The organism is Nocardioides xinjiangensis, assembly GCF_017916455.1.
GTDB lineage: Bacteria > Actinomycetota > Actinomycetes > Propionibacteriales > Nocardioidaceae > Nocardioides > Nocardioides xinjiangensis.
Genome location: NZ_JAFMSY010000005.1, coordinates 202,999 through 226,872, shown reverse-complemented (window position 1 = coordinate 226,872; position 23,874 = coordinate 202,999). Strand labels below are relative to the sequence as shown.

Genomic DNA, 23,874 nt, shown 5'->3' with positions numbered 1-23,874 from the left:
CCCTCGGGGTGCCCTCCGGCACCCGGGTCAGAGACTCCCCCGGGACCGCGGCACCACGTCGTGGGTGCTCGCGCGGACGTCGGCCACGATATCAGCGACGAGGCGCCCCGCCGATTCGAGGAGCTCCTCCGGTGTCACGGTGCCGGGCAGGCGGCCGGCACCGGCGACGCGGCGGCCGGTGAGGGCGGCGAGGTCGCCGAGCACGTGGAACCCACGCTCCGCCACGAGGCGGGCGGCCGCTCGGTCCATGGCGTCGAACCGGTCGCGGTAGGCCTCGGGCAGCCCGCCGCGCTCGCTCGGCTGCCGGGCCAGCAGGTCCTCGGCGAGGTAGCCGCGGATCCACACGCCGCGCTCCTGGGCGGAGTACGGCGGCAGGTGCTTGTTGACCAGCCGGAGGGTCTCGATCTGCACGATCCCGAGCGCGGGGTTGACCGCCTCGGCCGGCGCCTCGAAGTCGTCGGGGTCGACGCCGAGCACCTCGGCGAAGTGGCGCCAGTGCAGGTCCCGCGGCTCGCCGGCGCCGGGCATCACGAGGAGGTGCACCCGCTCGGCGGGCAGGTCGCGGGTCCAGCGCTCCAGCACCGCGGCGAGGTCCCAGGTGCGCATGCTGAACTCCGGGCCGCCGGCGGCCTTGCCGGCCAGGACCGAGTCGAGGTCGACGGTGCCGCCGTTCTTCACCGACTCCTGCCAGCCGGCCGAGACCACGCTCGCCGCGTCGCGGGCCGTGACCACCAGGTGCACCTCGGCTCCGGGGAAGCTGGCGACGGCACGCGAGGCCTGCGCGGCGCTGGCCCCGCACAGGAACTCGTGGGTGATGAGGACGTCGGCCGACTGCCCCGCGCCCTCGTCGACGAGCCGCTGCCAGGCCCCCGGCGCGTCCGGGTGGCGCCTGGCCAGCCGCGGGCGCTCCTGGAGGTCGAGCGCCGCCCAGAGGTGCTCGCGGTGCCCGAAGCCGGGCAGGACGAGGCCCGCGGCGCGGAGCCGGTCGCGGTTGCCCCACACCACCTGCTGCAGGTACGTCGTCCCCGTCTTCGGCAGGCCGATGTGGAGGAACACCCGGCGGGGCCCGCCACGGCTGTCCGGGCCTGGGCTCAAGAGAAGTCCCCGCGGTACTTCTCGAGCAGCTCCTCCAGCTTCTCCTCGTCGCGCGCGGCGACCGGCAGGAGCAGCTCGGTCACGACGTCGGTGAGCTCGGCGAGGCGCACGTTGAGGGCGCGGTTCTCCTGGAGGGCCTCCTCCAGGGCGGCGACCCGCTTCTCCAGGTCCCCGCTCGCCGGCGCGTGCCTCCTGCGTCCGAACATGTCTGCTCCCACCTCACCCGTTCCAGTCGATGATCAAGCGGCACACCTGCGAGCTCGCGGGGTCGGCCGAGACGCGCGTGCGCCGGTCCTCGAGGACGCGGCCGCCGGACTCGGCCACCTCGGCCAGCACGACCGCCGGGTCGAGGGCCTTGCGGGCGCCGGTGCGGCGAGCGTAGCCGTCACGGCCCTTCTCGCTGAGGAACTGCAGGTGCAGCGTGCCGGTGGTGCCGGCGAGGACCATGCGCGAGGCCCGCAGCATGTTGAGCCGCCCGCGCCGGCCGAGCCGCTCGACGACGTGGACGCAGCCCACGGCGCGGGGGCCCGGCAGCCGGGCGAGCCAGGCCGGGACGGCGAGCACGTGGCGCAGCTCGAGCAGGTTGAACAGCTGGAAGGTCACGCGCGGGTCGTCCGCGCGGCGCTGCGCCTCGACCTCGTAGGCATAGGGCTGGAAGTCGAGGCCGACCGCGGCGACGCCCCGGTCGGCGAAGAAGCCGACGTCGGCCCCGCGGCCGCAGCCGATGTCGACGTACGTCGCCAGGTCGGGGTGGCGCTCGGCCACCTCGCGCGCGACGTCGGACACCGTCGGCTCCTGGTGGATCGTGCGCTTGTGGTAGCCGTGCCAGCCGGCCCGGCCCGTGCGCATCCCGCGGAACCAGCCGTTGAACAGCTCGATGGTGCTGGCCGGCGTGGTGAACTTGTAGGCCGGGTCGGGCACGCGCCAGTGGGGGCCGTAGGTGGCGGTGAGGAACTTGTCGGCATCGGCCGGCACGGGGAACTCGCGGCCCTCCAGCGAGGCCGTGCCGAGCGGGTGGATCCACTCGCGCCGGAACGGCACCGCGATCTCGCCCATCAGGTACAGCACGCCGTTGCGCATGAAGCCGCCGAAGACGTCGAGGCCGCGGTCGAGCCCGTCGCTCTCCAGCACGTGGACCTTGAGCGCGATCGCGGAGTACCGCGTGACCCGGTAGCCCATGTCGGTCAGCGCGCGCTGCACGCGGAAGGACTCGCGGATCACGTCGACCGGGTGGTCGTAGGTGCTGACGTAGCCGAGGTCGGCGTCGCTGTCGTGGCCGATGAGCCCGCCGTCACGCACGGCGCCCAGCGCGGTCCCGTAGGCCAGGAACGCGTCGAGCCCGGCCTTGCGCAGCGCGCCGAGGACCTCGTCGATCGCGTCGAGCAGCGGCTCCACCTGGGCGGCGTCGCGCGTGTCGAAGGTCTCGACGAGCTTGAGCGACTTGTCGAGGCTGAGCGGTCGGCCCGCCGCGTTCACCACCTCGATCCGGTCGCGACGGTCGCCGAGCCGGACCGTCCGGGAGTACAGCACCGTGCCGGTGCCCGGGTCGGTCATCGTGACCTCGGTGACGCCGTCGAGGAAGGGGCGCAGCGGCTTGGGCCAGGACAGGTGGATCCCGTCGTCGCGCGCCTGGCCGTCACGCAGCAGCCAGAACGACCAGATGCGCCGGCCGTCGAAGGCGACGTCGACGAGCCGCTCGCGGGACGGCGAGACGACGATCTCCTGCGCGTCGATCCGGAGGACCTCCAGCGCGCCGGGACGCCGCAGCTGGCTCAGTGACCTCACTCCCGGAGTATATCGAGCGCCGTCGCCGGCGCTGCGCCTACTCCGACGCGGTCAGCGTGGCGGTGGCGTGCACCAGGCTGTGGTCGGACGCCTTGCCGGTGCCGGTCACGGCGTAGTCGGCGAAGGCGACGCCGGTGGAGCCGAAGATCCAGTCCACCTGCATGCTCGGGGGCGGCGAGCACCCGCCTGCCGAGCTGCCGCCGTTGGCGGCGCTGAAGACGCCCCCGGCGGTGAAGCGGCAGAAGATCTCCGCGCGCTCGTTGTAGTCGCCCGTGGCGATCACCGGGTAGTCGCCCGACCGGCGCAGCTCGGTGAGGTGGGCGATCTCGAGGCCGGCGGCCTCGGCCCGCCAGCGGGCGTTGTTGCCGAGGCGGGGGGTGTCCGCGGGGTTGTGGAAGTTCGCGAACCACGCCCGGCGACCGGTGCTCGTGGACTCCAGCAGCACGACCGGCATCGCGATCCGGCTGCCGCCGGCGTAGGGGATGGTGAGGGTATGCGCCTCGACCATCCGGAACATGTCGGAGCGCCAGGCGATGTTGAAGCGGACGGACTTGTCGCCGAGGGACAACCCCGGGTAGAGCGAGTACTCCCCCGCCCGGGCGACGAACATGTTGTGCTGGCTGGCCTCGAACTCCTGGAAGCCGACCACGTCGATGCCGTTGCCGCGCAGCGCGGCGATCGCCATGTCCATGCGGGGACCCGCGTCGGGGAACCCGGGCTTGTTGCCGCCGGGACCGGTGTGGGAGTCGCCGAGCACGTTGTAGGTCGCGACCTGGAACTCCACCGCCGGCTGGGTGCGGCGCTCGAGCTGCTGGGCGACCCGGGCCGCCAGCCGCCGCTGGGCGGCGCGGAAGCGACGTACGGACGCCTCGAGCTCCTCGGGCTCGGTGACGTCCGGCTCGGCACTGCCGCCCTCCCCGGAGGTGGCCTCGTCGTCCGGCGTCGCCGACCCCTGCTCCTCCGTCCCGGTGGGCCCGTCCGGCTCCGTGACTTCGCCGGTCTCCTGGGAGGCGCCGACGCGGTCGTCCGCGGAGCCCGTGCCGGCGGGCCCGGACCAGAAGGACGCCCACACGACGCCCGCGATGACCGCCAGCACCAGGAGGGGTGCCCACACCTCCGCGCGCGAGCGGCGCGGGCCGCTCACGGTCGGATCCTTGTGCATCACGGCCACCTCCGGGAGGCGAGCCGCCTGCCGCGCGGGCGGGTCGGGCGGACGGCTCGGAGGCGGCCAGCCTAGCCGGGCCTCCGGGCCGCGTCCCAACCTCCGGTCAGGCGCCGGGCACCAGGAGCGGGTCGAAGACCTGGAAGCGCTGCTCGGGGTCCATCGACGAGCCGGGCACCGGGGGGAGCCCGAGCGTGCGGGTGACGAGGTTGGTCAGGTCACCGACGCGGATCGGCTGGACGCCCGAGTAGCCCATCTGCTGCTTGCCCGGCGAGGCGAACGACGGGTTGAGGTCGTACAGGTCGCTGTCGGCGGGGACGCCGGGACCGGTCACCCACATGGGGACGCGGTAGCTCTGGGCCCAGTCGCGCGAGGACCCTCGCGCCTTCTGGGCGCCGCCGGTGCCGGTGACCACCAGCAGGGTGGTGCCCTGCATCTCCGGCGACGCGGCGATGCTGCGGCGCACCGCTGCCACGCGACGGAACGCCTTGCGGACCGCCTTCTGGTACGCCGGACCGGTGAAGCCGTCGTCGAGACCTGCGTCCAGCACCCCGGAGAGCTCGAGGACGCTGAGCTCGGCCGGTGCCTTGGCGATCTTGTCGCGCCACCACCCGACGACCGCGGCGTCGTCGCGCATCACCTTGGCGGCGTCGAGCTTGGCCTTCCCGTCGTCGACGCCGTAGGGGTCACCGCCGCCGGACTTGCGGTTCCAGCTGCGGTGGACCAGGTGCGTCTCGGGGCGGCTGGCGCCGAACATCGTGCGGTTCGAGAGGTTGTGGGCGAGGTCGAAGACGCCCGAGACGTACTGCCCGGCCGAGGCGTGCACCGTGGCGGGCAGTCGCTTGGTGGAGCCGACGCCGTGGCCGCCGGCCTTGGCGAACACCCGGCGGCCGGTGAGCAGCGACATGAGGTTCGCGTCGGCCTGCGTGCTCTCCCGGACGGTGCGGGCGTTGGTCGTCGAGGCGCCGTTGGCACGCAGGCGGGCGATCTCGCCGGCGTCGCCGACCTTGCCACGCACGACGGTCGACGTCAGGCCGGGGACGGCGACGACCACGACGTGGTCGACGCCGACGGGCGCCGAGGCCGGGACCACCGCGTTGGCGAAGTAGAGCGGGTGGTCGCTCGTGCGGCGGACGAACGCGTTGTCGAGGCGGGTGTACCCGTTGAAGAACACGTCCTTCGTGCCCATGATCCAGTCGATCGCCCCGCCGGCCGGCGGGCGGCACGTGGTGCCGTCGACGTAGCCGCCGCTCGCCGACCACAGGTCGGCGCCGGGGGCCACGGCGCAGTAGTACTCGCCGCGCTCGTTCTTGTCACCGAGCGAGATGAACGGGGCGTCGGGGTAGGCGGCGCGCAGCTCGTTGGCCAGGGCGACCTCCATCGCGAAGCCCGTGTCGCGCCACTGCTGGGCCGGCCCCCGGGTGTCGGCCGGGTTGTGCGTGTTGAAGAACCACACGCGGCGCCCGGTCTCGATGTTCTGGAGCAGGACCGCGGGCATCCGGCTGGGGACGCCGTCGAAGTAGGGGATCGGGATGGTGCGCGCCTCGAGCAGCCGCCAGACCGCGGTGCTCCACCCGATCGAGTTGACCGACGGTCCCGCGGGGTTGTTCAGGCCGGGGTAGGTCTGCCAGGTGGTCCCCATCAGCTCCGCGAAGCGCGTGGCCTGCGGCGGCTGGAACTCCTGGAAGCCGACGACGTCGAGCGCGTTCTCCTTCACCAGGGTCACCACGCGGTCCATGCGCACCACGCCGGAGTCCCAGCCCTTGCGGTTGCCGCCCGGCGCGGTGTGGTCGGCGCCGAGGACGTTGAAGTTGGCCACCCGGAACGACGTGGCGGGCGTCGTCTGGGGGGTGTCGGCGACCCGTGCGGCCACCGGTGCCGCCGCGGCTGCCGGAGCCAGGGCGTCGGGCGTGGCCGGGGCGATCAGCAGCGCGGTCGCGAGGGCGAGCGAGGTGGCGCACAGGCGTCGCAGCCCGGTGACGGGCGGACGCGTGGAGCGCGAGGACGTGGTCGTGCCGGACATGCGTGGGGCCTCACAGTCGTCGGGGAAGTGGCGTCGTCGAGGTGGCCCGACCGTGGCCGCCCGGCGCGTGGGACGCGCTGCGAGGACACGGTCGATGTGACGGGTGTGATGTGACGGAAGTGACTCGTGCGGCCTCAGGGTACACGACGGCCTCGCCCGCACGACGGCTTCGAGCGCGGTCCCGGCACGCTAACGTTGCCGCCGTGAGCACCTCCCCGACCCGCGTCTTCGTGGCCCGGCTCGTCGGGCTGCCGATCTTCGACCCGCAGGGCGACCAGGTGGCCAAGGTGCGCGACCTCGTCGTCGCCATCCGCACCGAGACCAGCCAGCCGCGGGTCCTCGGCATGGTGGCCGAGGTGTTCGGGCGGCGACGGATCTTCGTGCCGATGACCCGCATCACCAACATCGACAGCGGCCAGGTGCACACCACCGGGCTGCTCAACATGCGGCGGTTCGAGCAGCGCTCGACCGAGACCCTGGTGATGGGGCAGATGCTCGACCGCACGGTCACCATCAGGGAGTCCGGCGTCACCGGGGTCGTCTACGACGTCGCGATGGAGCAGGCACGCAACCGCGACTGGGTGCTCTCGCGCGTCGCCGTGCAGGAGCCCAGCAAGGGGTTCCGGCGGCGCGGGCAGACGTACGTCGTGGAGTGGCGCGACGTCACCGGGCTGACCCGGCCCGAGCCCACGCAGGGGGCCACCCACCTCATCTCCGCGCTCAACGACATGCGCCCCGCCGACGCGGCGAACATGATCCACGACCTCCCCCGGGAGCGGCGGACGGCGGTGGTGGCGGCCCTCGACGACGAGCGGCTCGCCGACGTCCTCGAGGAGCTGCCCGAGGAGGACCAGGTCGAGATCCTGGAGCAGCTGGACTCCGAGCGCGCCGCCGACGTCCTCGAGGAGATGTCGGCCGACGACGCCGCGGACCTGATCGCCGACCTCAACCCCGAGACGGCCGCGACCCTGCTGGGCCTGATGCAGCCCGACGAGGCCGAGGACGTCCGCCGCCTGATGTCCTACGAGGACAACACCGCCGGCGCGATGATGACGCCGGAGCCGGTCATCCTCTCCCCCGACGCGACCATCGCCGACGCGCTGGCGCAGGTGCGCAACCCCGAGCTCACGCCGGCGCTGGCGGCGCTGGTCTACGTCTGCCGCCAGCCGCTCGAGACGCCGACCGGCAGGCTGCTCGGCGCCGCGCACATCCAGCGGCTGCTGCGCGAGCCGCCGTCGACCCTGGTGGCGGCGGCCCTCGACGAGTCGATGGACCCGCTGCGCCCCGACGCCTCGATGGACGAGGTGGCCGCGCACCTCGCCACCTACAACCTCGTCGCCGCGCCGGTGGTCGACGACGAGGGCCGGCTGCTCGGCGCCGTCACCGTGGACGACCTGCTCGACCACATGCTGCCCGAGGGCTGGCGCGACCGCGCGCCCCGGCCCGGTCCCATCGCCGGCGACGCCGGCGCGCGGGCACGCGGCGGGGGCGTCCGATGACGGTGGACCGCCGTTCCCGCCTCGACACCCCGCGCGACGCCCGCCGCCACCTCGTGCGACGCCCCAGCGTGGACGCCGACGCGTTCGGCGTGTTCGCCGAGTCGTTCGCCCGCTACATGGGCACCGCGAAGTTCCTGCTCTGGATGACGATGTTCGTCGCCGCCTGGATCCTCTGGAACACGCTGAGCCCGCGCGAGCTGCGCTTCGACCCGTTCCCGTTCATCTTCCTCACGCTGATGCTCAGCCTGCAGGCGTCGTACGCCGCGCCGCTGATCCTGCTCGCGCAGAACCGGCAGGAGCAGCGGGACAAGGTCGTCGCGGAGCAGGACCGGCAGGCCAACGCCCGGGCGCACGCCGACATGGAGTTCCTGGCGCGCGAGGTGGCCTCGCTGCGGATGGCCGTGGGCGAGGTCGCCACCCGCGACTTCCTCCGCTCCGAGCTGCGCGGGCTGCTCGGCGACATCGAGGACCTCTCGCGCCAGCAGGCGGACGACGAGCCCGAACCGTGAGCCCTCGGGTCGGCTCGTAGACTGGGGCATCATGAGCACCCCCACGCAGCAGCAGGTGATGGACGCGCTGGCGACCGTCAACGACCCGGAGATCAAGCGCCCGATCACGGAGCTGGGGATGGTGGACTCCGTCGAGGTGGCCGCCGACGGCTCCGTCGCCGTGCACGTGCTGCTCACGGTGGCCGGGTGCCCGCTCAAGGACACCATCAACCGCGACGTCACGGCGGCCGTCACCACGGTCCCGGGCGTCGCCTCCGTCGACCTCACCCTCGGCGTGATGACCCCCGAGCAGCGCGCCGGCCTCAAGGAGGTCCTCAGCGACGGCCGCGCCCAGCGCGAGATCCCGTTCGCGCAGCCCGGGTCGCTGACGAAGGTGTACGCGATCGCCAGCGGCAAGGGCGGCGTCGGCAAGTCGTCGGTCACCGTCAACCTCGCGCTCGCGATGGCGGCCCAGGGCCTCCGGGTCGGCATCGTGGACGCCGACATCTACGGCCACTCCGTGCCCGCCATGCTCGGCGTCGCCGACACCCGCCCCACGCAGGTCGACGACCTCATCATGCCGGTCCCGACCCCGAGCGGCGTGTCGGTGATCTCGATCGGCATGCTCAAGCCGCGCCGCGACCAGGTCGTCGCCTGGCGTGGCCCGATGCTCGACCGCGCACTCGTGCAGATGCTCGCCGACGTCTACTGGGGCGACCTCGACGCACTTCTGCTCGACCTCCCGCCGGGCACCGGTGACGTGGCGATCTCGCTCGGCCAGCACCTGCCCAGCGCCGAGGTCGTCGTGGTGACCACCCCCCAGGAGGCAGCGGCGGAGGTGGCCGAGCGCGCCGGGACGATGGCCTCGATGATGCACCAGCGGGTGGTGGGCGTCGTCGAGAACATGAGCTACCTCCCGTGCCCCCACTGCCCCGCCGAGGACGACCACCGGCTGGAGGTCTTCGGCAGCGGCGGCGGTGCCCGCGTCGCGCAGACCCTGTCGGAGCGCTTCGGCTACGACGTCCCGCTGCTCGCCCAGGTCCCCCTCGACATCTCGCTGAGGGAGGGCGGCGACGTCGGCAAGCCCATCGTGGAGGCCGATCCCGGCGCACCTGCGGCCCGCGAGCTGACCGACGTCGCCCGGACCCTCTCCGGCCGTGGCCGCGGGCTCGCCGGCATGCAGCTCGGGCTGACCCCGTCCAGCAGGTTCTGACCGGCGCCGGACCAGGAGGTTCTGAGGCATGTTCGACGTCGGGCTCCTCGAGCTGGCCGTGATCGCCCTGGTCGCCGTCGTGGTCCTCGGGCCCGACCGGCTGCCCGACCTCGCCCGTCAGGCGGCCCAGCTGCTCCACCGCGCCCGCAACATGGCCCACAACGCGCGTGACGAGCTGCGCAGCGAGCTCGGTCCGGAGTACGCCGACCTCCAGCTGCGCGACCTCGACCCCCGCGCGATCGTGCGCAAGCACATCACCGAGGCGATGGCCGAGGTCGACCGGGAGCAGGCCCGGGCGACCCAGCGGTCGGCGCTGCCGGAGGGCGCGGTCCCGCCCTACGACGTGGAAGCCACCTGAGCCGAGCGGTCAGCCGTCGCGGCTCTGCACCGCGACGAGGGCCGTGTAGGGCACCAGCACCTCGCTCCCGGATACGTCCCGCGCCTGGAGGAAGTCGGCGCCGACGCGCTCGACGTACGTCTCGTGGCGCGCGCCGCCGGCGACGTGCAGCACGCACCGGGCCTCCGCGTCGGCGAGCCGTCGCAGGGCCGCACGCAGCCCCAGCCGGTCGACCGGCGACCACGCGACCTCGGCCACCGACCGCGCGCTGGCCCCGTGCACGCCCGACACCGCCGCGAGCGGCACGACCCACTCCTGCCCGCGGCCCCGGAGCAGGCACCACTCCTCCCCCACACGGGACAGCCTGCCCTCCAGGCGACCGAGGTGCGGCAGGTCGAGCGCGACGTCGCGACCCCGTGAGGCCATCAGCCGGCTCGCCAGCGTGACCGTGCCGTACTCGGCACGAGCGCGGTCCGCCAGCTCGGCCGCGCGGTCGGCCTCCCACGCCGCGGCGGCCTGACCCTCGAGGTCGTCGAACAGGGCGAACAGGTCGTGCTCCCAGGACATGGCACCGAGCCTAGGCCGCGTCCCGGCTGTGGAGGACGCCTTGACCCGCGTCCTCAACCTTCGTTGAATGAAGCAAACGGACGCAAACGAAAGGTTTGGCAGGTGTCTCGGGACTCCTCACCGGTCTGGCGACCGCTCGCCGTGTGGCTGGCAGCGACCGCCGTCGCCGCCACGGCCGCGGCAGCCGCACCGCGGGCGTGGGAGCGCGCCGGCTCGGCACCGGCTCCCGACCGGCTCACCGACCTCGTGGTCGCCGGGTGCGCGAGCGCACTGGCGGTCGCGCTCGGCTGGCTGTGGCTCCTCACGACGACCACCGTGCTCGACGTGCTCGGCGGCGGCGTGCCGACGGCGACGGGGGCCACCCGGCGGCTGGTGCTGCTGGCCTGTGGCGTGGCCGCGGCGGCCTCGACGACGGTCCCGGCGCACGCGGTCGACGGCGAGGGCGCCGAGCTCCTGGTGGGGCTGGGCATCCCGGACCGGGCCGTCGCGCAGGTGCAGCCGCAGCGTGACCGACCCGCCGGCGCACCCGAGGCCCCTGCCACGCCCGGCACCCACGTCGTGCGCCCCGGCGACTCGCTGTGGTCCATCGCGCGCGACCACCCCGGCAGCGGCGACGTCCACACCCGCTGGCGCGCGATCTGGGCAGCGAACCGCGAGGTGGTGGGGCGCGACCCCGACCTGATCCACCCCGGCCAGGTGCTCCGCCTGCCGGGGACGCGGCGCACCGACGGCGTTCCCACCGACACCGACGGCACCGACACGAACAGCAACCACACGAACACCGACAGGGACATGCACATGGACGAGCAGCCGGACCCGCCCGCCCGGGACCACACCGGGGACCACACCGACGAGGACGGGAAGCGATGATGGCCACCCCGTCGGGCAGCGACGCCGAGGTGATCCTCCTCCGGTCGGATCCCGGACCCGGCCCGGGCGTGGCCAGCGTCCAGGGAGCCCTCGCGCTCGACCTCACCCAGCGCACCGCTCCCCCGCGCCCGCGACCGCGGCTGGCCCGTTCCACCGACCTGGTCGCCGCCCCGGAGGCCGCTCGCGAGCAGGTCGACGCGGTCGTCGCCCGCTACCTGGCTGCGGCCGTCGAGATCGCCGCCGGGGACCGCCCGGTGAGCCAGCTGCTGCGCCACACGGTGCCGGAGGTCTACGACGACCTCGCGCGGCGGGCGCGCACCGTCGGCGCGGCCGCCGGCTCCGCCCCCGGCCGGTTGCGCGGCCCGAACCCGGCCCGCCCGGTGGTCGTGGGCGTGCGCACGGCCCTGGTCCGGTCCGACGCGGTCGAGGCGAGCGCGCACGTCAGGTACGGCCGCCGCTCCCGGGCGGTCGCGGCACGGTTCGAGATCGTGCGCGACCGCTGGCAGTGCGTGGCGCTGGCCTGGGGCTGAGCAGCCCGCGGACCGCGGTGCTGCTCAGCCGCCCACGGTGGCGCGGCCGGAGGCGCCGCCCGGCGCCCCGTGGCAGCGCTTGAACTTCTGCCCGGACCCGCAGGGGCACAGCGCGTTGCGGCCCACCCCGGCGAACGGGTCGTCCTCGGCGGCCGGCTCGGCGTGGACCTCGGCCTCGCCGTCCTCCGACGGGGCGCTGTAGGCGAGGTTGCGCGGCCGGCTCGGCTTCTCGAGGCCCTTGGCGCGGATGGTCGGCGCCTGCTGCGTGGCCGTCTGGGCCCCGGGTGCGTGCGCCGCCGCCTGGGCGAAGTCGATCTGCGGCGTGGACGCGGAGACCTGCGGCGCGGCCGGCTGGACGGGTGCGCCGCCCTCGTCGAGGCCGTCGGCGTCCTGGGCGTCGTCCTCGACCTCCACCTGGAGGTTGAAGAGGAACCCGACCGACTCCTCCTTGATGCCGTCCATCATCGCGGTGAACATGTCGAAGCCCTCGCGCTGGTACTCCACGAGCGGGTCGCGCTGGGAGTACGCGCGGAGGTAGATGCCCTCGCGGAGGTAGTCCATCTCGTAGAGGTGCTCGCGCCACTTGCGGTCGAGCACGGAGAGGACGACGCGACGCTCGAGCTCGCGCTGGACCTCCTCGCCGATCTCGTCCTCGCGGCGGTCGTAGGCCTCCTGGACGTCCTTCTGGAGCTCCTCGATGAGGGTCTCGCGGTTGAGCCCCTCGACCCCGCCGGCCGCCTTGACGACGCCCTCCTTGGTGAGCCCCACCGGGTAGAGCTGGTTGAGCGCGGTGAACAGGCCGTCGAGGTCCCAGTCCTCCGCGTAGCCCTCGGTCGCGCCGCGGACGTAGCCGGCGATGACGTCGTCGAGGAAGCCCCGGATCTGCTCGCCGAGGTCCGCGCCCTCGAGGACGCGGCGGCGCTCGGCGTAGATGACCTCGCGCTGGCGGCTCATCACGTCGTCGTACTTGAGGACGTTCTTGCGCGACTCGAAGTTCTGCGACTCGATGTTGGCCTGGGCGCCGGCGATGGCGTTGCTGACGCGCTTCGCGTCGATCGGCACGTCGTCGGGGACCTTGAGCACGGTGAGGATCCGGTCGACCCACTCGGACTTGAACAGGCGCATCATCTCGTCCTGCAGCGACAGGTAGAACCGGGACTCACCCGGGTCGCCCTGACGGCCGGAACGACCGCGCAGCTGGTTGTCGATGCGTCGCGACTCGTGGCGCTCGGTGCCGATCACGTAGAGGCCGCCGAGCTCCTTGACCTCGTCGTGCTCGGCCGCGACCTGGGCCTTGATCCGCTCCACCATCGCCGGCCACGCGGCGTCGTACTCCTCCGGCGACTCCACCGGGTCGAGGCCCTGCTTGCGCAGCTCCTGGTCGGCGAGGAAGTCGACCGAGCCGCCGAGCATGATGTCGGTGCCGCGACCCGCCATGTTGGTGGCGACGGTGACCGCGCCCTTGTGACCGGCGAGCGCGACGACCTTCGCCTCGTCGGCGTGCTGCTTGGCGTTGAGGACGGTGTGCGGGATGCCGCGCTTCCTCAGCAGGTTGGAGAGGTACTCCGACTTCTCCACCGAGACGGTGCCGACGAGGATCGGCTGTCCCTTCTCGTGGCGCTCGGCGATGTCGTCGGCGACGGCGGCGTACTTCGCCTCCTCGGTCCGGTAGACCAGGTCGACGTTGTCGATGCGCTGCATCGGGCGGTTCGTCGGGATCGGGACCACGCCGAGCTTGTAGATCTTGTCGAACTCCGACGCCTCGGTCATCGCCGTGCCGGTCATGCCGGAGAGCTTGGTGTAGAGGCGGAAGTAGTTCTGCAGGGTGATCGTGGCGAGGGTCTGGTACTCCTCGCGGACGGTCACGCCCTCCTTGGCCTCGATGGCCTGGTGCAGGCCGTCGTTGTAGCGGCGGCCGGCCAGGATGCGGCCGGTGTGCTCGTCGACGATGAGCACCTCGCCGTCCATGACGACGTACTCCTTGTCGTTGCGGAACAGCTCCTTGGCCTTGATCGAGTTGTTGAGGAACGAGATGAGCGGCGTGTTGACCGAGTCGTAGAGGTTCTCGATGCCGAGGTGGTCCTCGACCTTGGTGATGCCGGGCTCGAGCACCGAGATGGTGCGCTTCTTCTCGTCGACCTCGTAGTCGGTGTCGCGGACCATCGTGCGCGCGATCCGGGCGAACTCGGCGTACCACTTGACCTCGTCCTGGGTCGGGCCGCTGATGATGAGCGGGGTCCGCGCCTCGTCGATGAGGATCGAGTCGACCTCGTCGACGATGGCGAAGTTGTGGCCGCGCTGCACGCAGTCCTCGACCGAGTCGGCCATGTTGTCGCGCAGGTAGTCGAAGCCGAGCTCGTTGTTGGTGCCGTAGGTGATGTCGCAGGCGTAGGCCTCGCGGCGCTCGGCGGGGCGCATGGAGGGCAGGATGACCCCGACGGTCAGGCCGAGGAAGTGGTGCACGCGGCCCATCTGCTCGGACTGGAACTTGGCGAGGTAGTCGTTGACGGTGACGACGTGGACGCCCTTGCCCTCCAGGGCGTTGAGGTAGGACGGCAGCACCGCCACGAGGGTCTTGCCCTCACCGGTCTTCATCTCGGCGATGTTGCCCAGGTGCAGCGCCGCCGCACCCATCACCTGCACGTCGAACGGACGCATGCCCAGCACGCGCTTGGAGGCCTCGCGCACCGTGGCGAACGCCTCGGGCATGATGTCGTCGAGCGTCTCGCCGTTGCTCAGCCGCTCGCGGAACTCTGCGGTCATCCCGCGGAGCTCGTCGTCGCTCATCTTGACGAAGTCGTCCTCGATGGCGTTGACCGCCTTGCAGACGGCTTCGAGCTCGCGGAGGATCTTGCCCTCGCCGATGCGGAGCAGCTTGTCGATGATGGCAGGCACGAGTGGTAACTGTACCTACCGTGCCAACGGGGATCCCAATGCGTGTGAGAGGCCTGCGGAGAGGTCACCGCGGTCGCCGACCACCACGTCGTCGAGGCCCAGCCAGCCGGAGAGCCGCCGGAGCTCCTCGGCGAGCTCCTCGGCGGTCCCCGGAGGGGCGCCCGCCTCGGCGAACGCGGCCGGGACGAGCAGCGACCGCGAGGCCCGGTCCGCCTTGAGGTCGACCCGCGCCACCAGCCGGTCGCCGAGCAGGAACGGGAGCACGTAGTAGCCGTGCCGCCGCTTCGGCGCCGGGACGTAGATCTCGATCCGGTAGTGGAAGCCGAACAGCGCCTCGGTCCGCGCCCGCTCCCACACCAGGGGGTCGAACGGGCTGAGCAGCGTCCGGGCGCTCACGCGCCGGGGCAGCCGGGCGTCGCGGTGGAGGTACGCCTGGCGCCTCCACCCGTCGACGGCGACCGGGACGAGCTCGCCCGACTCGACGAGCTGGTCGATCGCCACCTTCGCGCTCGGCCGGCCGGGGGCGGGCTGGAGCCGCAGCCGGTAGTAGTCGGCGAGGTCCGGGGCGCTGGCCACGCCGTGCGAGCGGGCGGCGCGGCGTACGAGCTCGGTCACCGCGTCCTGCGGCGTGGGCGTGGGCGCGTCGAGCACGGCCGTCGGCAGCACCCGCTCGGGCAGGTCGTAGACCACCTCGAACTGGCTGGTGCGCCCGGCGACCGCGACGTCGCCGACGAGGAACAGGTAGTCGAGCACCTTGCGGGCCTCGGACCAGTTCCAGCCCCAGTGCTCCCGGCTGCGGGGTCCGGTGCTGAACTCGTCCTCGAGGTCGCGCGCGGTGACGGGGCCGCGGTCGCGGACCGCGTCGAGCACGCGCGGCTCCAGGGTCGGGTCGGCGACGAAGCCCCACTTGCCGCGCTCGGCGCGGTACTGGTCCATCCGGTGACGCATGAGCGGCCAGAGGCCGACCGGCATCAGCGCCTGCACGTGCGCCCAGTACTCCACGACCCGGCGCGGCCGGCGCTCGGCCGCGCGGCGCAGCAGGTCGGTGTCGTAGGGACCCATCCGGGAGTACAGCGGCATGTAGTGGGCGCGCTGCAGCACGTTGACGGAGTCGACCTGCAGCACGCCCGTGCGGGCGAGCGTGCGGTCGAAGGTCCTGGTGGACGGGGTCGCGTGCGGCCGGTCGGTGAAGCCCTGGGCGGCCAGCGCGATGCGGCGGGCCTGGAGCGCGGTGAGCCGGTCCACCGTCAGGGCAGGTCGAGCAGCTTCTCGCGCATGGCGTACATGACGGCCTCCATGCGCGAGTGCAGCTGCAGCTTCTCCAGGATGTTGCGGACGTGGTTCTTCACCGTGTTCTCGGAGATGAAGAGCTCCTTGGCGACCTCGCGGTTGTTGAGGCCTTTGGCCACCAGGCGCAGCACCTCGAGCTCGCGCTCGGTCAGGCGGAGCGCCGGGCCCTGCTCGCGCTCGGGCTTCGACATCTGCTTGAACTCGTCGATGAGCTTCACCGCCATGGACGGGCTGATCAGCGACTGCCCCTCGTTGACGACGCGGACGGCCTGGGCGACCTCCTCGATGGAGGAGTCCTTGAGCAGGTAGCCCGAGGCGCCGTTCTTCACCGACTCGTAGAGGTCGGCCTCCTCGTCGGAGACGGTGAGCATGATGATCTTGGTGGCCGGGACGGCCTCCTTGATCGCGCGGCAGGCCTCGACGCCGGTGCGGCGGGGCATGCGGACGTCGAGCAGCACGACGTCGGGCGCGGTCGTGACGGCGAGCTCGGTGGCGGTGACGCCGTCGGCCGCCTCGCCGACCACCTCGATGTCGGTGTCGCCGCCGAGCAGCATGATCAGGCCGCGGCGGAACAGCTCCTGGTCGTCGACCACGAGGACGCGGACGGGTTCGGAGCCTGCAGGAGCGGCGTCGGTGCCTGTTGCCTCGGTCACGCGCGCATCATGTCATGCGCGCGTGACCGAAGCACCGCCGCGGCGCTCAGCCGACGTCGAGGGAGATCACGCCGTAGTCGTAGCCGCGCCGGCGGTAGACCACCGAGGGACGCTCGCTCTCCTTGTCGACGAACAGGTAGAAGTCGTGGCCCACGAGCTCCATCTCGTAGAGCGCCTGGTCGAGGGTCATCGGGACCGCGCTGTGGGACTTCTCCCGCACGACCAGCGGACCGTCACCCGTCACGGTGATGGGGCCGACCTTGCGCTCCACGACGCCGTCGTCCTCCACCGGGTCCTCGAGCTGCGGCATGCCGGCCAGCGCCTCGCCGACGGACACGTGCGCGTTGCGTCCCTTGTGCACCCGCCGCCGGTCGGCGGCGCGGCGCATCTGGGCCTGCATCTTGTCGAGCGCGAGGTCGAGGGCGCCCATCTTGTCCTCGGCGGCGGCCTCGGCGCGGATCACCGGCCCCTTGGAGAAGGCGGTGAGCTCGACCTTGGTCGACCGGTCGTGCTGGCGGGGGTTCTTCTCGAGCTCCACCTCGACCTGGACCCGCATGATGCGGTGGTCGTGCTTCTCCAGACGGGTGAGCTTGTCGGACACGTGCTCGCGGAACCGGTCGGACACCTCGCAGTGCCGTCCCGTGACCACAACCTCCATGTGAACCTCCTCAACTAGCGAACGGGCCGCACCCCTCCATTCGCCGCGGCGGCACACCCGCCGGGGCAGGGTGGGATGGAGCCCGCCCGGCCGACCTGGTCTTCGACCCCACAACCGCCTGCTGAAGCGTTCGCAACTTCTCCGTCACTACTGGCCTTCTCCCGGCATCCGGCACATCTGGTGCCGGCGACGGGGCAGGACTTACTTCTAAGCCGCACCGTGATCGTCCCGCGGCCGCTGGGCTGCTGGGCAGCCCGGCGCCCGGGGACTTACGTGGACCGTTTCGCCTGCGACTGGCATCGGCTAGCCACGGGTGGGACTCGTCGCCGCACCTGACGGTGCCGCGCACAGCCCTCTCCGTGACGCAACCACGGACCCGGGCGGACTCCATGAAGAGACGCTAGCCCCTCCACCGCCCCGAACCAACCGCGGGCCCACCCCTCGGGCCGACCCGCCTGGGGGTCGCCGCCACGGCGGCGACGGCGACCGGCCGGAGCCCCACCGCCTCGAGCGCCCGCTGCGCCTCGCGGGCCGTGGCGCCCGTCGTCAGCACGTCGTCGCACACCACGACGTACGCCTCCCGGTGGCGGCGGCCGACCCGGGCGAGCACCGGCGCGGGACAGTGCATGGACCCGGTCACGTTGGCGGCCCGGCCGGCGGCGTCGAGCCCCGCCTGGTCCGCCGCTCCGCGCGAGACGAGCAGCGGCGCCACCGCCGCGGCGCGCTCGACCCGCAGGAGTGCCGCCGCGTGCCGCACCAGCGCTGCGGTGGCCTCGTAGCCGCGCTGGCGTCCTGCGCCGGGGCGCGACGGGACGGGCACCAGCAGGAGCGGCACGGTCGGGTCCAGCTCCCCCACGGCGCCGCGGACCGCCTCGGCCAGCAGCCCGCCCAGCACCCGCCGGTGGCTCCACTGCCCGCGGTCCTTGTGTCCCACCACGAGCGCGCGGACCGCGCCGTCGTAGGTGTGCGCGACCCACGGCGTCACCAGTCCCGGTGGCACGGGGGTGGGCCAGGCGACCCGCGCGGTCGGCGCCAGGGCGGCCCGGCAGGGACGGCACAGCATCCGGCCCGGGTGCTCGCACCCCACGCAGCGGCTACCGAGGAAGAGGTCGAGCGCCGCGTCGAGCACCCACCCATGCCAGCAGCCGTCGGCTGCCGCGGCAACCGCCCGCCGCGCGGCTGGGGAGGACCGCCGGCTCAGCCGACGTAGGTGAGCGACGTGAGGCCGTCGGGCAGGTCCGACACCGTCCGCTCGGGACGGGTCAGGCTGGTCACCGAACGCCCGGCGAGGGCGTAGGACTCCGCGTCGGCGGGGGTGGACACCAGCACCCGGTTGGAGCCGCGGAGCCGGACGGTGCCGTCGGTGGAGACCTCGCCCGGGGCGCCGTCCACGGACAGCGTCCGGACCAGGGAGAGCTCCTCGTTGATGTCGCTCAGCACCGAGACGGTCGTCGGCGAGCGCCAGCCGACGTCGCGAATGCGCCCGTTGCCCTCGACCGGGAGCGGCAGCCTGCGGACCGGCGTGAACCCCACGACCACCCCGGCCTCGTCCTGGCGCACGCGGACGGAGACGACCTGGTCGGCCTTCCGCCCCCGACGCACCCCGAGCAGCCGGGTGCCGTCGCGGGACACCAGCAGCTGGGTGACCCGGCGGCCGCTGAGGCCGGGGACGTCGACCTCGGCCGCGGACCCGTCGACCACCAGGACGACCCGGGCCCGGCCCGCGTTGCGGTCGAGGACCCAGATGCGGTCACGGTGGTCCCACCTCGGCGCGGCCAGGTCGGCCGCGCCGACGACGACGGGCGTGACCTCTCCCGTGGGCGCCTCGGCGGGAGCCACAACGAGGCGCGTCCCGTCGGCGGACACCCCCGCGACGCGGGAGCCCGCGAGGTCGACGCCGATGGAGCGCAGGCCGTAGTCGTCCTGCCCGAGGGGCCCGAGCGTCTCCTCGAAGCCGGCCATCGAACCGGCGACGACGAGCCCGTCAGCCAAGGCGTACAGCTCGGTGCTCGTGGCCTCGCCGTTGGGGTCGTACGCGCTACCGACGCCGCCGAGGTCGACCTGCGTGGACCCGCCCTGGAAGCTGATCACCCGCCCGCCGATCGTGAGCTGCACGGCGTTGATGCGCGGCTCCTGCCGCAGCGTCCACACCAGCTGGGCGAGCATGCGCTGGGCGGTCACCTCGTCGACCGCGTCCGGGTCGCCCGACAGCGAGACCTCCGCGATGCCGGAGGTGATCGGCACGGAGAGCCCGTGGGTGGTGCCGGGCGGGAAGTAGCTGCGCGCGACGTCCTGCAGGTCCTCGGGCAGCGTGGCGAGCAGGCCCCGCACGAGCGAGGAGGCGAACTGGTCGCCGCGCGGCGCGAACACCGGCTCGGGGACCAGCACCTCGGTGGCCGGGTCGAAGTAGTAGAGCGAGGCCGGCTCGTACCAGTCGTCGAACCACGAGTCCGGCACGATCAGGGCGTCCGGCACCTCGTCGATGCGCCACTCGCCGTCCTCCTCGACCAGGCGCAGCGACAGGTCGGCGCTCGGCTGGGTGCGCTGCCACGCCCCGCGGGCGTCGTAGCGCTTGACGTCGCTGAGCCGGACCCGCACCGACGTGCCGGTCGTGGGCTCGGCGGACTCGGCGTAGGTGATGATCTGCCGCTCGGGCACCCACGCCTCGGCGGCCTCGCGGGAGAGGAACTGGCGCGCCACGCTGGTGCGGACCGGCGTGGCCCTCATCGCGTCGAAGAACCCCTTGACGATGTCTGCCGCGGCCTGCCCCTCCTGCGGTGGACGGGGGTTGAACGAGATGCCGGGCACGTCGTCAGCGCCGGTGGTCACCTCGGACTCCACCACCGGGCCCGACGTCGGCATCTGCACGCAGCCGGCCAGCAGCACGGAGGCGGCCGCGGCCGTCAGCACCCGCGTCGCCCGGGCTCGGGCTCGGGATCGGACTCGTCTCATGCGGTCTCCCGGGCGTCGTGGGGCACCAGCGGCAGCGGTGAGTGGCGCAGCTGGGAGCCGAGCTGGCGGGGCAGCGTGAGCCGGAACTGGGCGCCCTCGCCGGGGCGTCCCCACGCCTGCAGCCAGCCTCCGTGCAGGTGCGTGTCCTCGAGGGAGATCGACAGGCCGAGCCCGGTGCCGCCGCTGGTGCGCGCGCGGGCGGGGTCGGCGCGCCAGAACCTGTTGAACACCATGGCCGACTCCCCCGGGCCGAGCCCGATGCCGTGGTCGCGCACCGCGATCGCGGCCGACTGCCGGTCGGAGCCGACGAAGATCTCGACGTCGCGGCTCTCCGCGTGGTCGATCGCGTTGGTGACCAGGTTGCGCACGATGCGCTCGACGCGGCGTACGTCGGCCTCGGCCACGCACGGCCTGCCGGGATCGTGCAGGACGACGCGGGTCTCGCGCTGCGCGGCGAGCACCGACGTCATGTCGACCACGCGCCGGGCGACGTCGACGAGGTCGACGTCCTCGGCCTCGAGCACGGCAGCGCCGGCGTCGAACCGGCTGATCTCGAGCAGGTCGGCGAGCAGCGTCTCGAAGCGGTCGAGCTCCTTCTGCAGCAGCTCGGCGGCACGTCCGGTCACCGGGTCGAGGAACGGCTTGGCGTCGTGGATGACGTCGCTCGCCATCCGCACGGTGGTGATCGGTGTCCGCAGCTCGTGGGAGACGTCGGAGACGAACCGCCGCTGGAGCCGGCTGAGCTCCTCGAGCTGACGGATCTGCCGCTGCAGGTTGGAGGCCATCTGGTTGAACGACGTCGCGAGGCGGGCGAGGTCGTCCTCCCCGCGCACGCGCAGCCGCTCGTGCAGCTGCCCGGCGGCGAGCCGCTCGGCGACCCGCCGCGCCATCCGGATCGGCGTCACGACCTGCCGGGTGACCAGCCAGGTCAGGCAGGCGACGAGCAGCAGGAGCGGGACCCCGGCGACGAGCATGGCGCGGGACACGAGCGCGAGGGTCTCCTGCTGCTCGGCCAGCGGGTAGAGGTAGTAGAGGGTGTAGGTGTTGTCGTCGGCCGGGAGCCGCACCTGGCTGCCGACGACGATGCCCGGTCCCTCGGGCAGCCCCGGCACCTCCTGGGTGGTGCGGATGTCGGTGTAGGTCCAGGCCGTGGACGAGGCCGAGTCGAAGCGCTCCTCGAGCGTCTCGGGGACGCTCGCGAGGTCGAGGCCCTCGGTGAACTTCGCGCCGCCCTCGGCCAGGCGGAGGCCCTCGCCGACCGGCGGGGACAGGACGACGGCGAAGCCGCGGGTGGCCCCGCGCGCCTGGATCGGCTCCACCAGGGCCTCCTGCTGCGCCGACTCGTCGACGTCGATGCCCGGTGTGGCGGCGAGCGCCTCACGTGCCGCGGCGGTCTCCCCCTCGGCCTCGGCCACGACGGCGTCCACGCGGTTGGCGAGCAGGCCGTCGCGCGTCTGCTGGATCAGGAACCAGCCGACGACACCGACGACCGCGGCCGAGAGCAGCAGCGTGCTCACCACGACGCGCGCCTGCACCGAGCGCCGCCAGAAGGCGGGGCCGTGGCGCAGCACCGCCGGCAGCCGGTCGAGCATGCTCACCGCTCGCTCCTAGGACTTGCCGGCCTTGTAGCCCACGCCGCGCACCGTCACGACGACCTCGGGGTTCTCCGGGTCGTGCTCGACCTTGGACCGCAGCCGCTGCACGTGCACGTTGACCAGGCGCGTGTCGGCGCTGTGGCGGTAGCCCCACACCTGCTCGAGCAGCACCTCGCGGGTGAACACCTGCCACGGCTTGCGGGCCAGGCACACCAGCAGGTCGAACTCGAGGGGCGTGAGGTTGATCGGGCGGCCGTCGCGGGTCACCGAGTGCCCCGCCACGTCGATGGACACGTCGCCGATCGTCAGGCCCTCGTCGGGGGTGACGTCGTTGCGCCGCACGCGGGCGCGGATGCGGGCGATGAGCTCCTTGGGCTTGAAGGGCTTGACGATGTAGTCGTCGGCCCCCGACTCCAGCCCGACGACCACGTCGACGGTGTCGCCCTTGGCGGTGAGCATCACGATCGGCACGCCCGACTCGGCGCGGATCTCCTTGCACACGTCGATGCCGTCCTTGCCGGGGAGCATCAGGTCGAGCAGCACGAGGTCGGGCTTGTAGTCGCGGAAGGCGTGGAGCGCGACGTCACCGCGGCCCACGATGCGGCTGTCGAAACCCTCCTGGCGCAGGACGATCGACAGCATCTCCGCCAGGGAGGCGTCGTCGTCGACGACGAGCACGCTGCCACGCGCGGGCTCGGCAAGGTCGGTCATGGCGCCAGTCTAGGGTGGCGCCACGACCGACCTGCCCGTGACGGGGAGGCCCGTCCCGGCTCAGTAGCGGTAGTGCTCCGGCTTGTACGGGCCCTCGACGGAGACGCCGATGTACTCGGCCTGCTCCTTGGTGAGCTCGGTCAGCTCCACGCCCAGGGCGTCGAGGTGCAGCCGGGCGACCTCCTCGTCGAGGTGCTTGGGCAGCACGTGCACGCCCATCTCGTAGGCGTCGCGGTTGGTGAAGAGGTCGACCTGTGCCAGCACCTGGTTGGTGAAGGAGTTCGACATGACGAACGACGGGTGACCGGTGGCGTTGCCCAGGTTGAGCAGGCGGCCCTCGGACAGCACGATGATCTTCTTGCCGGGTGCGCCGTCCTCGCCGGGGAAGATCCACTGGTGGACCTGCGGCTTGATCTCGTCCTTGACGATGCCGGGGATCCTCGCCAGGCCGGCCATGTCGATCTCGTTGTCGAAGTGGCCGATGTTGCCGACGATGGCCTGGTTCTTCATCCGCTGGAAGTGCTCGACCTTGATGATGTCGAAGTTGCCCGTGGTGGTGATGAAGATGTCGGCGGTGTCGACCACGGACTCCAGGCGGCGCACCTCGTAGCCGTCCATCGCCGCCTGCAGCGCGCAGATCGGGTCGATCTCGGTGACGATGACGCGAGCACCCTGGCCGCGCAGCGACTCCGCGGACCCCTTGCCGACGTCGCCGTAGCCGCACACCACCGCGACCTTGCCGCCGATCATGACGTCGGTGGCGCGGTTGATGCCGTCGACGAGGGAGTGGCGGCAGCCGTACTTGTTGTCGAACTTGGACTTGGTGACCGAGTCGTTGACGTTGATCGCCGGGAAGAGCAGCGAGCCGTCCTTGAACCGCTCGTAGAGGCGGTGGACGCCGGTGGTGGTCTCCTCGGTGACGCCCTTGATGTCGGCGGCGATGCGGGTCCAGCGCTGCGGGTCGGCGGCGAAGGAGCGCGCGAGGACCCGGAGGACCTCCTTGTACTCCTCGTTGTCGGTGGAGTCCTGCGGCGGGACCACGCCCGCCTTCTCGAACTCGACCCCCTTGTGGACGAGGAGGGTGATGTCACCGCCGTCGTCGAGGAGCATGTTCGGACCGACCGGGTTGCCGTCGGCGTCGGTGAAGGCGAACACCTTCTCGGCCTCGTCCCAGTACTCGGCGAGGGTCTCGCCCTTCCAGGCGAAGACCGGCGTGCCGGCGGGCGCGTCGACGGTGCCGCCGTTGGCGGGCGGGCCGACGACGACGGCCGCGGCGGCGTGGTCCTGGGTGGAGAAGATGTTGCAGGTGGCCCAGCGCACGTCGGCGCCGAGCGCGACCAGCGTCTCGATGAGGACGGCGGTCTGGATCGTCATGTGCAGCGAGCCGGCGACGCGGGCGCCGCGGAGCGGCTGCTCCGCGCCGTAGCGCTCGCGCATGGCCATCAGTCCGGGCATCTCGTGCTCGGCGAGCTCGATCTCCTTGCGGCCGTACTCGGCCAGGCTCAGGTCGGCGACCTTGAAGTCCATGGGTGTCTCCTGGTGTCGAGGAGG

The 23,874-nt window shown here is 72.7% G+C and carries 21 protein-coding genes; 6 read left to right on the top strand and 15 right to left on the bottom strand.

Translation table 11 applies throughout. From position 1 onward, the window contains the following. Positions 1-27: 27 nt before the first annotated feature. From J3P38_RS17355 to J3P38_RS17335, 5 genes are all read right to left on the bottom strand, one after another. Positions 28-1,056 carry a hypothetical protein gene (locus J3P38_RS17355; protein ID WP_210504552.1) on the bottom strand — a complete coding sequence of 343 codons (1,029 nt, stop codon included), beginning with the start codon at positions 1,054-1,056 and terminating at the stop codon, positions 28-30. A 35-nt stretch (positions 1,057-1,091) separates the two neighbouring features. Beyond that, positions 1,092-1,301: a DUF6752 domain-containing protein gene (locus J3P38_RS17350; RefSeq protein WP_210504550.1), complete on the bottom strand. Its 210-nt coding sequence runs from the start codon at positions 1,299-1,301 to the stop codon at positions 1,092-1,094. Between the two features lie 13 nt (positions 1,302-1,314). Then, entirely contained in the window at positions 1,315-2,880 is a 1,566-nt protein-coding gene (locus J3P38_RS17345; protein WP_210504548.1) for a class I SAM-dependent methyltransferase, read from the bottom strand. Between the two features lie 37 nt (positions 2,881-2,917). Beyond that, positions 2,918-4,024, bottom strand: coding sequence for an endonuclease/exonuclease/phosphatase family protein (locus J3P38_RS17340; protein WP_210504546.1), 1,107 nt, complete (start codon positions 4,022-4,024; stop codon positions 2,918-2,920). A gap of 124 nt (positions 4,025-4,148) precedes the next feature. Further along, entirely contained in the window at positions 4,149-6,065 is a 1,917-nt protein-coding gene (locus J3P38_RS17335; RefSeq protein WP_210504545.1) for an endonuclease/exonuclease/phosphatase family protein, read from the bottom strand. Positions 6,066-6,268: 203 nt separating this feature from the next. On the opposite strand from J3P38_RS17335, the gene J3P38_RS17330 reads away from it, so the two are divergent. Genes J3P38_RS17330 through J3P38_RS17315 form a run of 4 tightly spaced genes read left to right on the top strand, consistent with a single transcriptional unit; the run spans position 6,269 to position 9,623 of the window. Then, a complete protein-coding gene (locus J3P38_RS17330; protein ID WP_210440265.1) occupies positions 6,269-7,564 on the top strand; it encodes a magnesium transporter MgtE N-terminal domain-containing protein in 1,296 nt (431 codons plus the stop codon). Further along, positions 7,561-8,073, top strand: coding sequence for a DUF1003 domain-containing protein (locus J3P38_RS17325; protein WP_210504544.1), 513 nt, complete (start codon positions 7,561-7,563; stop codon positions 8,071-8,073). Before J3P38_RS17330 ends, J3P38_RS17325 begins: the two co-directional genes overlap by 4 nt. Positions 8,074-8,104: 31 nt before the next feature. Next, positions 8,105-9,265, top strand: coding sequence for an Mrp/NBP35 family ATP-binding protein (locus tag J3P38_RS17320; protein ID WP_210504543.1), 1,161 nt, complete (start codon positions 8,105-8,107; stop codon positions 9,263-9,265). Positions 9,266-9,293: 28 nt separating this feature from the next. Then, entirely contained in the window at positions 9,294-9,623 is a 330-nt protein-coding gene (locus tag J3P38_RS17315; RefSeq protein WP_210440262.1) for a sec-independent translocase, read from the top strand. A gap of 9 nt (positions 9,624-9,632) precedes the next feature. On the opposite strand, the gene J3P38_RS17310 is transcribed toward J3P38_RS17315, so the two are convergent. Further along, complete coding sequence (locus J3P38_RS17310; protein WP_210504542.1) at positions 9,633-10,169, bottom strand: hypothetical protein; 537 nt, start codon at positions 10,167-10,169, stop codon at positions 9,633-9,635. Positions 10,170-10,271: 102 nt separating this feature from the next. On the opposite strand from J3P38_RS17310, the gene J3P38_RS17305 reads away from it, so the two are divergent. Together J3P38_RS17305 and J3P38_RS17300 are read left to right on the top strand one after the other, a co-directional pair. After that, positions 10,272-11,039: a LysM peptidoglycan-binding domain-containing protein gene (locus J3P38_RS17305; RefSeq protein WP_210504541.1), complete on the top strand. Its 768-nt coding sequence runs from the start codon at positions 10,272-10,274 to the stop codon at positions 11,037-11,039. Next, a complete protein-coding gene (locus tag J3P38_RS17300) occupies positions 11,036-11,569 on the top strand; it encodes an Rv3235 family protein (protein WP_210504540.1) in 534 nt (177 codons plus the stop codon). Before J3P38_RS17305 ends, J3P38_RS17300 begins: the two co-directional genes overlap by 4 nt. A 24-nt stretch (positions 11,570-11,593) precedes the next feature. On the opposite strand, the gene secA is transcribed toward J3P38_RS17300, so the two are convergent. The 9 genes from secA to ahcY all read right to left on the bottom strand — a co-directional run bounded on the left by secA (position 11,594) and on the right by ahcY (position 23,850). Continuing rightward, a complete protein-coding gene (gene secA, locus J3P38_RS17295) occupies positions 11,594-14,464 on the bottom strand; it encodes a preprotein translocase subunit SecA (RefSeq protein ID WP_210504539.1) in 2,871 nt (956 codons plus the stop codon). 15 nt (positions 14,465-14,479) lie between these two features. Continuing rightward, positions 14,480-15,709 (bottom strand): winged helix-turn-helix domain-containing protein, encoded by a 1,230-nt coding sequence (locus tag J3P38_RS17290; RefSeq protein ID WP_210504537.1) that lies wholly within the window; start codon positions 15,707-15,709, stop codon positions 14,480-14,482. 2 nt (positions 15,710-15,711) lie between these two features. After that, positions 15,712-16,407: a response regulator gene (locus J3P38_RS18495; protein ID WP_210504535.1), complete on the bottom strand. Its 696-nt coding sequence runs from the start codon at positions 16,405-16,407 to the stop codon at positions 15,712-15,714. Between the two features lie 46 nt (positions 16,408-16,453). Next, positions 16,454-17,065 (bottom strand): ribosome hibernation-promoting factor, HPF/YfiA family, encoded by a 612-nt coding sequence (gene hpf, locus J3P38_RS17280; RefSeq protein ID WP_210440256.1) that lies wholly within the window; start codon positions 17,063-17,065, stop codon positions 16,454-16,456. Between the two features lie 400 nt (positions 17,066-17,465). After that, positions 17,466-18,194 carry a ComF family protein gene (locus J3P38_RS17275; protein ID WP_210440255.1) on the bottom strand — a complete coding sequence of 243 codons (729 nt, stop codon included), beginning with the start codon at positions 18,192-18,194 and terminating at the stop codon, positions 17,466-17,468. Positions 18,195-18,262: 68 nt separating this feature from the next. Then, positions 18,263-20,017, bottom strand: coding sequence for an LpqB family beta-propeller domain-containing protein (locus J3P38_RS17270; protein ID WP_210504534.1), 1,755 nt, complete (start codon positions 20,015-20,017; stop codon positions 18,263-18,265). Continuing rightward, positions 20,014-21,609 carry an MtrAB system histidine kinase MtrB gene (mtrB, locus tag J3P38_RS17265; protein ID WP_210440804.1) on the bottom strand — a complete coding sequence of 532 codons (1,596 nt, stop codon included), beginning with the start codon at positions 21,607-21,609 and terminating at the stop codon, positions 20,014-20,016. The genes J3P38_RS17270 and mtrB overlap by 4 nt, the downstream gene beginning before the upstream one ends. 15 nt (positions 21,610-21,624) lie before the next feature. Continuing rightward, positions 21,625-22,323, bottom strand: coding sequence for an MtrAB system response regulator MtrA (gene mtrA, locus J3P38_RS17260; protein ID WP_210440253.1), 699 nt, complete (start codon positions 22,321-22,323; stop codon positions 21,625-21,627). Positions 22,324-22,383: 60 nt separating this feature from the next. Further along, on the bottom strand, positions 22,384-23,850 hold the full coding sequence (gene ahcY, locus J3P38_RS17255) for an adenosylhomocysteinase (RefSeq protein WP_210504532.1): 1,467 nt from the start codon (positions 23,848-23,850) through the stop codon (positions 22,384-22,386). Between the last annotated feature and the right edge of the window lie 24 nt (positions 23,851-23,874).

Bases quoted from the DNA above. Each gene is read 5' to 3' on its own strand.
- J3P38_RS17350 (WP_210504550.1), bottom strand. From the start codon at position 1,301: ATGTTCGGACGCAGGAGGCACGCGCCGGCGAGCGGGGACCTGGAGAAG.
- J3P38_RS17335 (WP_210504545.1), bottom strand. From the start codon at position 6,065: ATGTCCGGCACGACCACGTCCTCGCGCTCCACGCGTCCGCCCGTCACC.
- J3P38_RS17325 (WP_210504544.1), top strand. From the start codon at position 7,561: ATGACGGTGGACCGCCGTTCCCGCCTCGACACCCCGCGCGACGCCCGC.
- J3P38_RS17320 (WP_210504543.1), top strand. From the start codon at position 8,105: ATGAGCACCCCCACGCAGCAGCAGGTGATGGACGCGCTGGCGACCGTC.
- J3P38_RS17315 (WP_210440262.1), top strand. From the start codon at position 9,294: ATGTTCGACGTCGGGCTCCTCGAGCTGGCCGTGATCGCCCTGGTCGCC.
- J3P38_RS17310 (WP_210504542.1), bottom strand. From the start codon at position 10,169: ATGTCCTGGGAGCACGACCTGTTCGCCCTGTTCGACGACCTCGAGGGT.
- J3P38_RS17300 (WP_210504540.1), top strand. From the start codon at position 11,036: ATGATGGCCACCCCGTCGGGCAGCGACGCCGAGGTGATCCTCCTCCGG.
- hpf (WP_210440256.1), bottom strand. From the start codon at position 17,065: ATGGAGGTTGTGGTCACGGGACGGCACTGCGAGGTGTCCGACCGGTTC.
- J3P38_RS17270 (WP_210504534.1), bottom strand. From the start codon at position 20,017: ATGAGACGAGTCCGATCCCGAGCCCGAGCCCGGGCGACGCGGGTGCTG.
- mtrB (WP_210440804.1), bottom strand. From the start codon at position 21,609: ATGCTCGACCGGCTGCCGGCGGTGCTGCGCCACGGCCCCGCCTTCTGG.
- mtrA (WP_210440253.1), bottom strand. From the start codon at position 22,323: ATGACCGACCTTGCCGAGCCCGCGCGTGGCAGCGTGCTCGTCGTCGAC.
- ahcY (WP_210504532.1), bottom strand. From the start codon at position 23,850: ATGGACTTCAAGGTCGCCGACCTGAGCCTGGCCGAGTACGGCCGCAAG.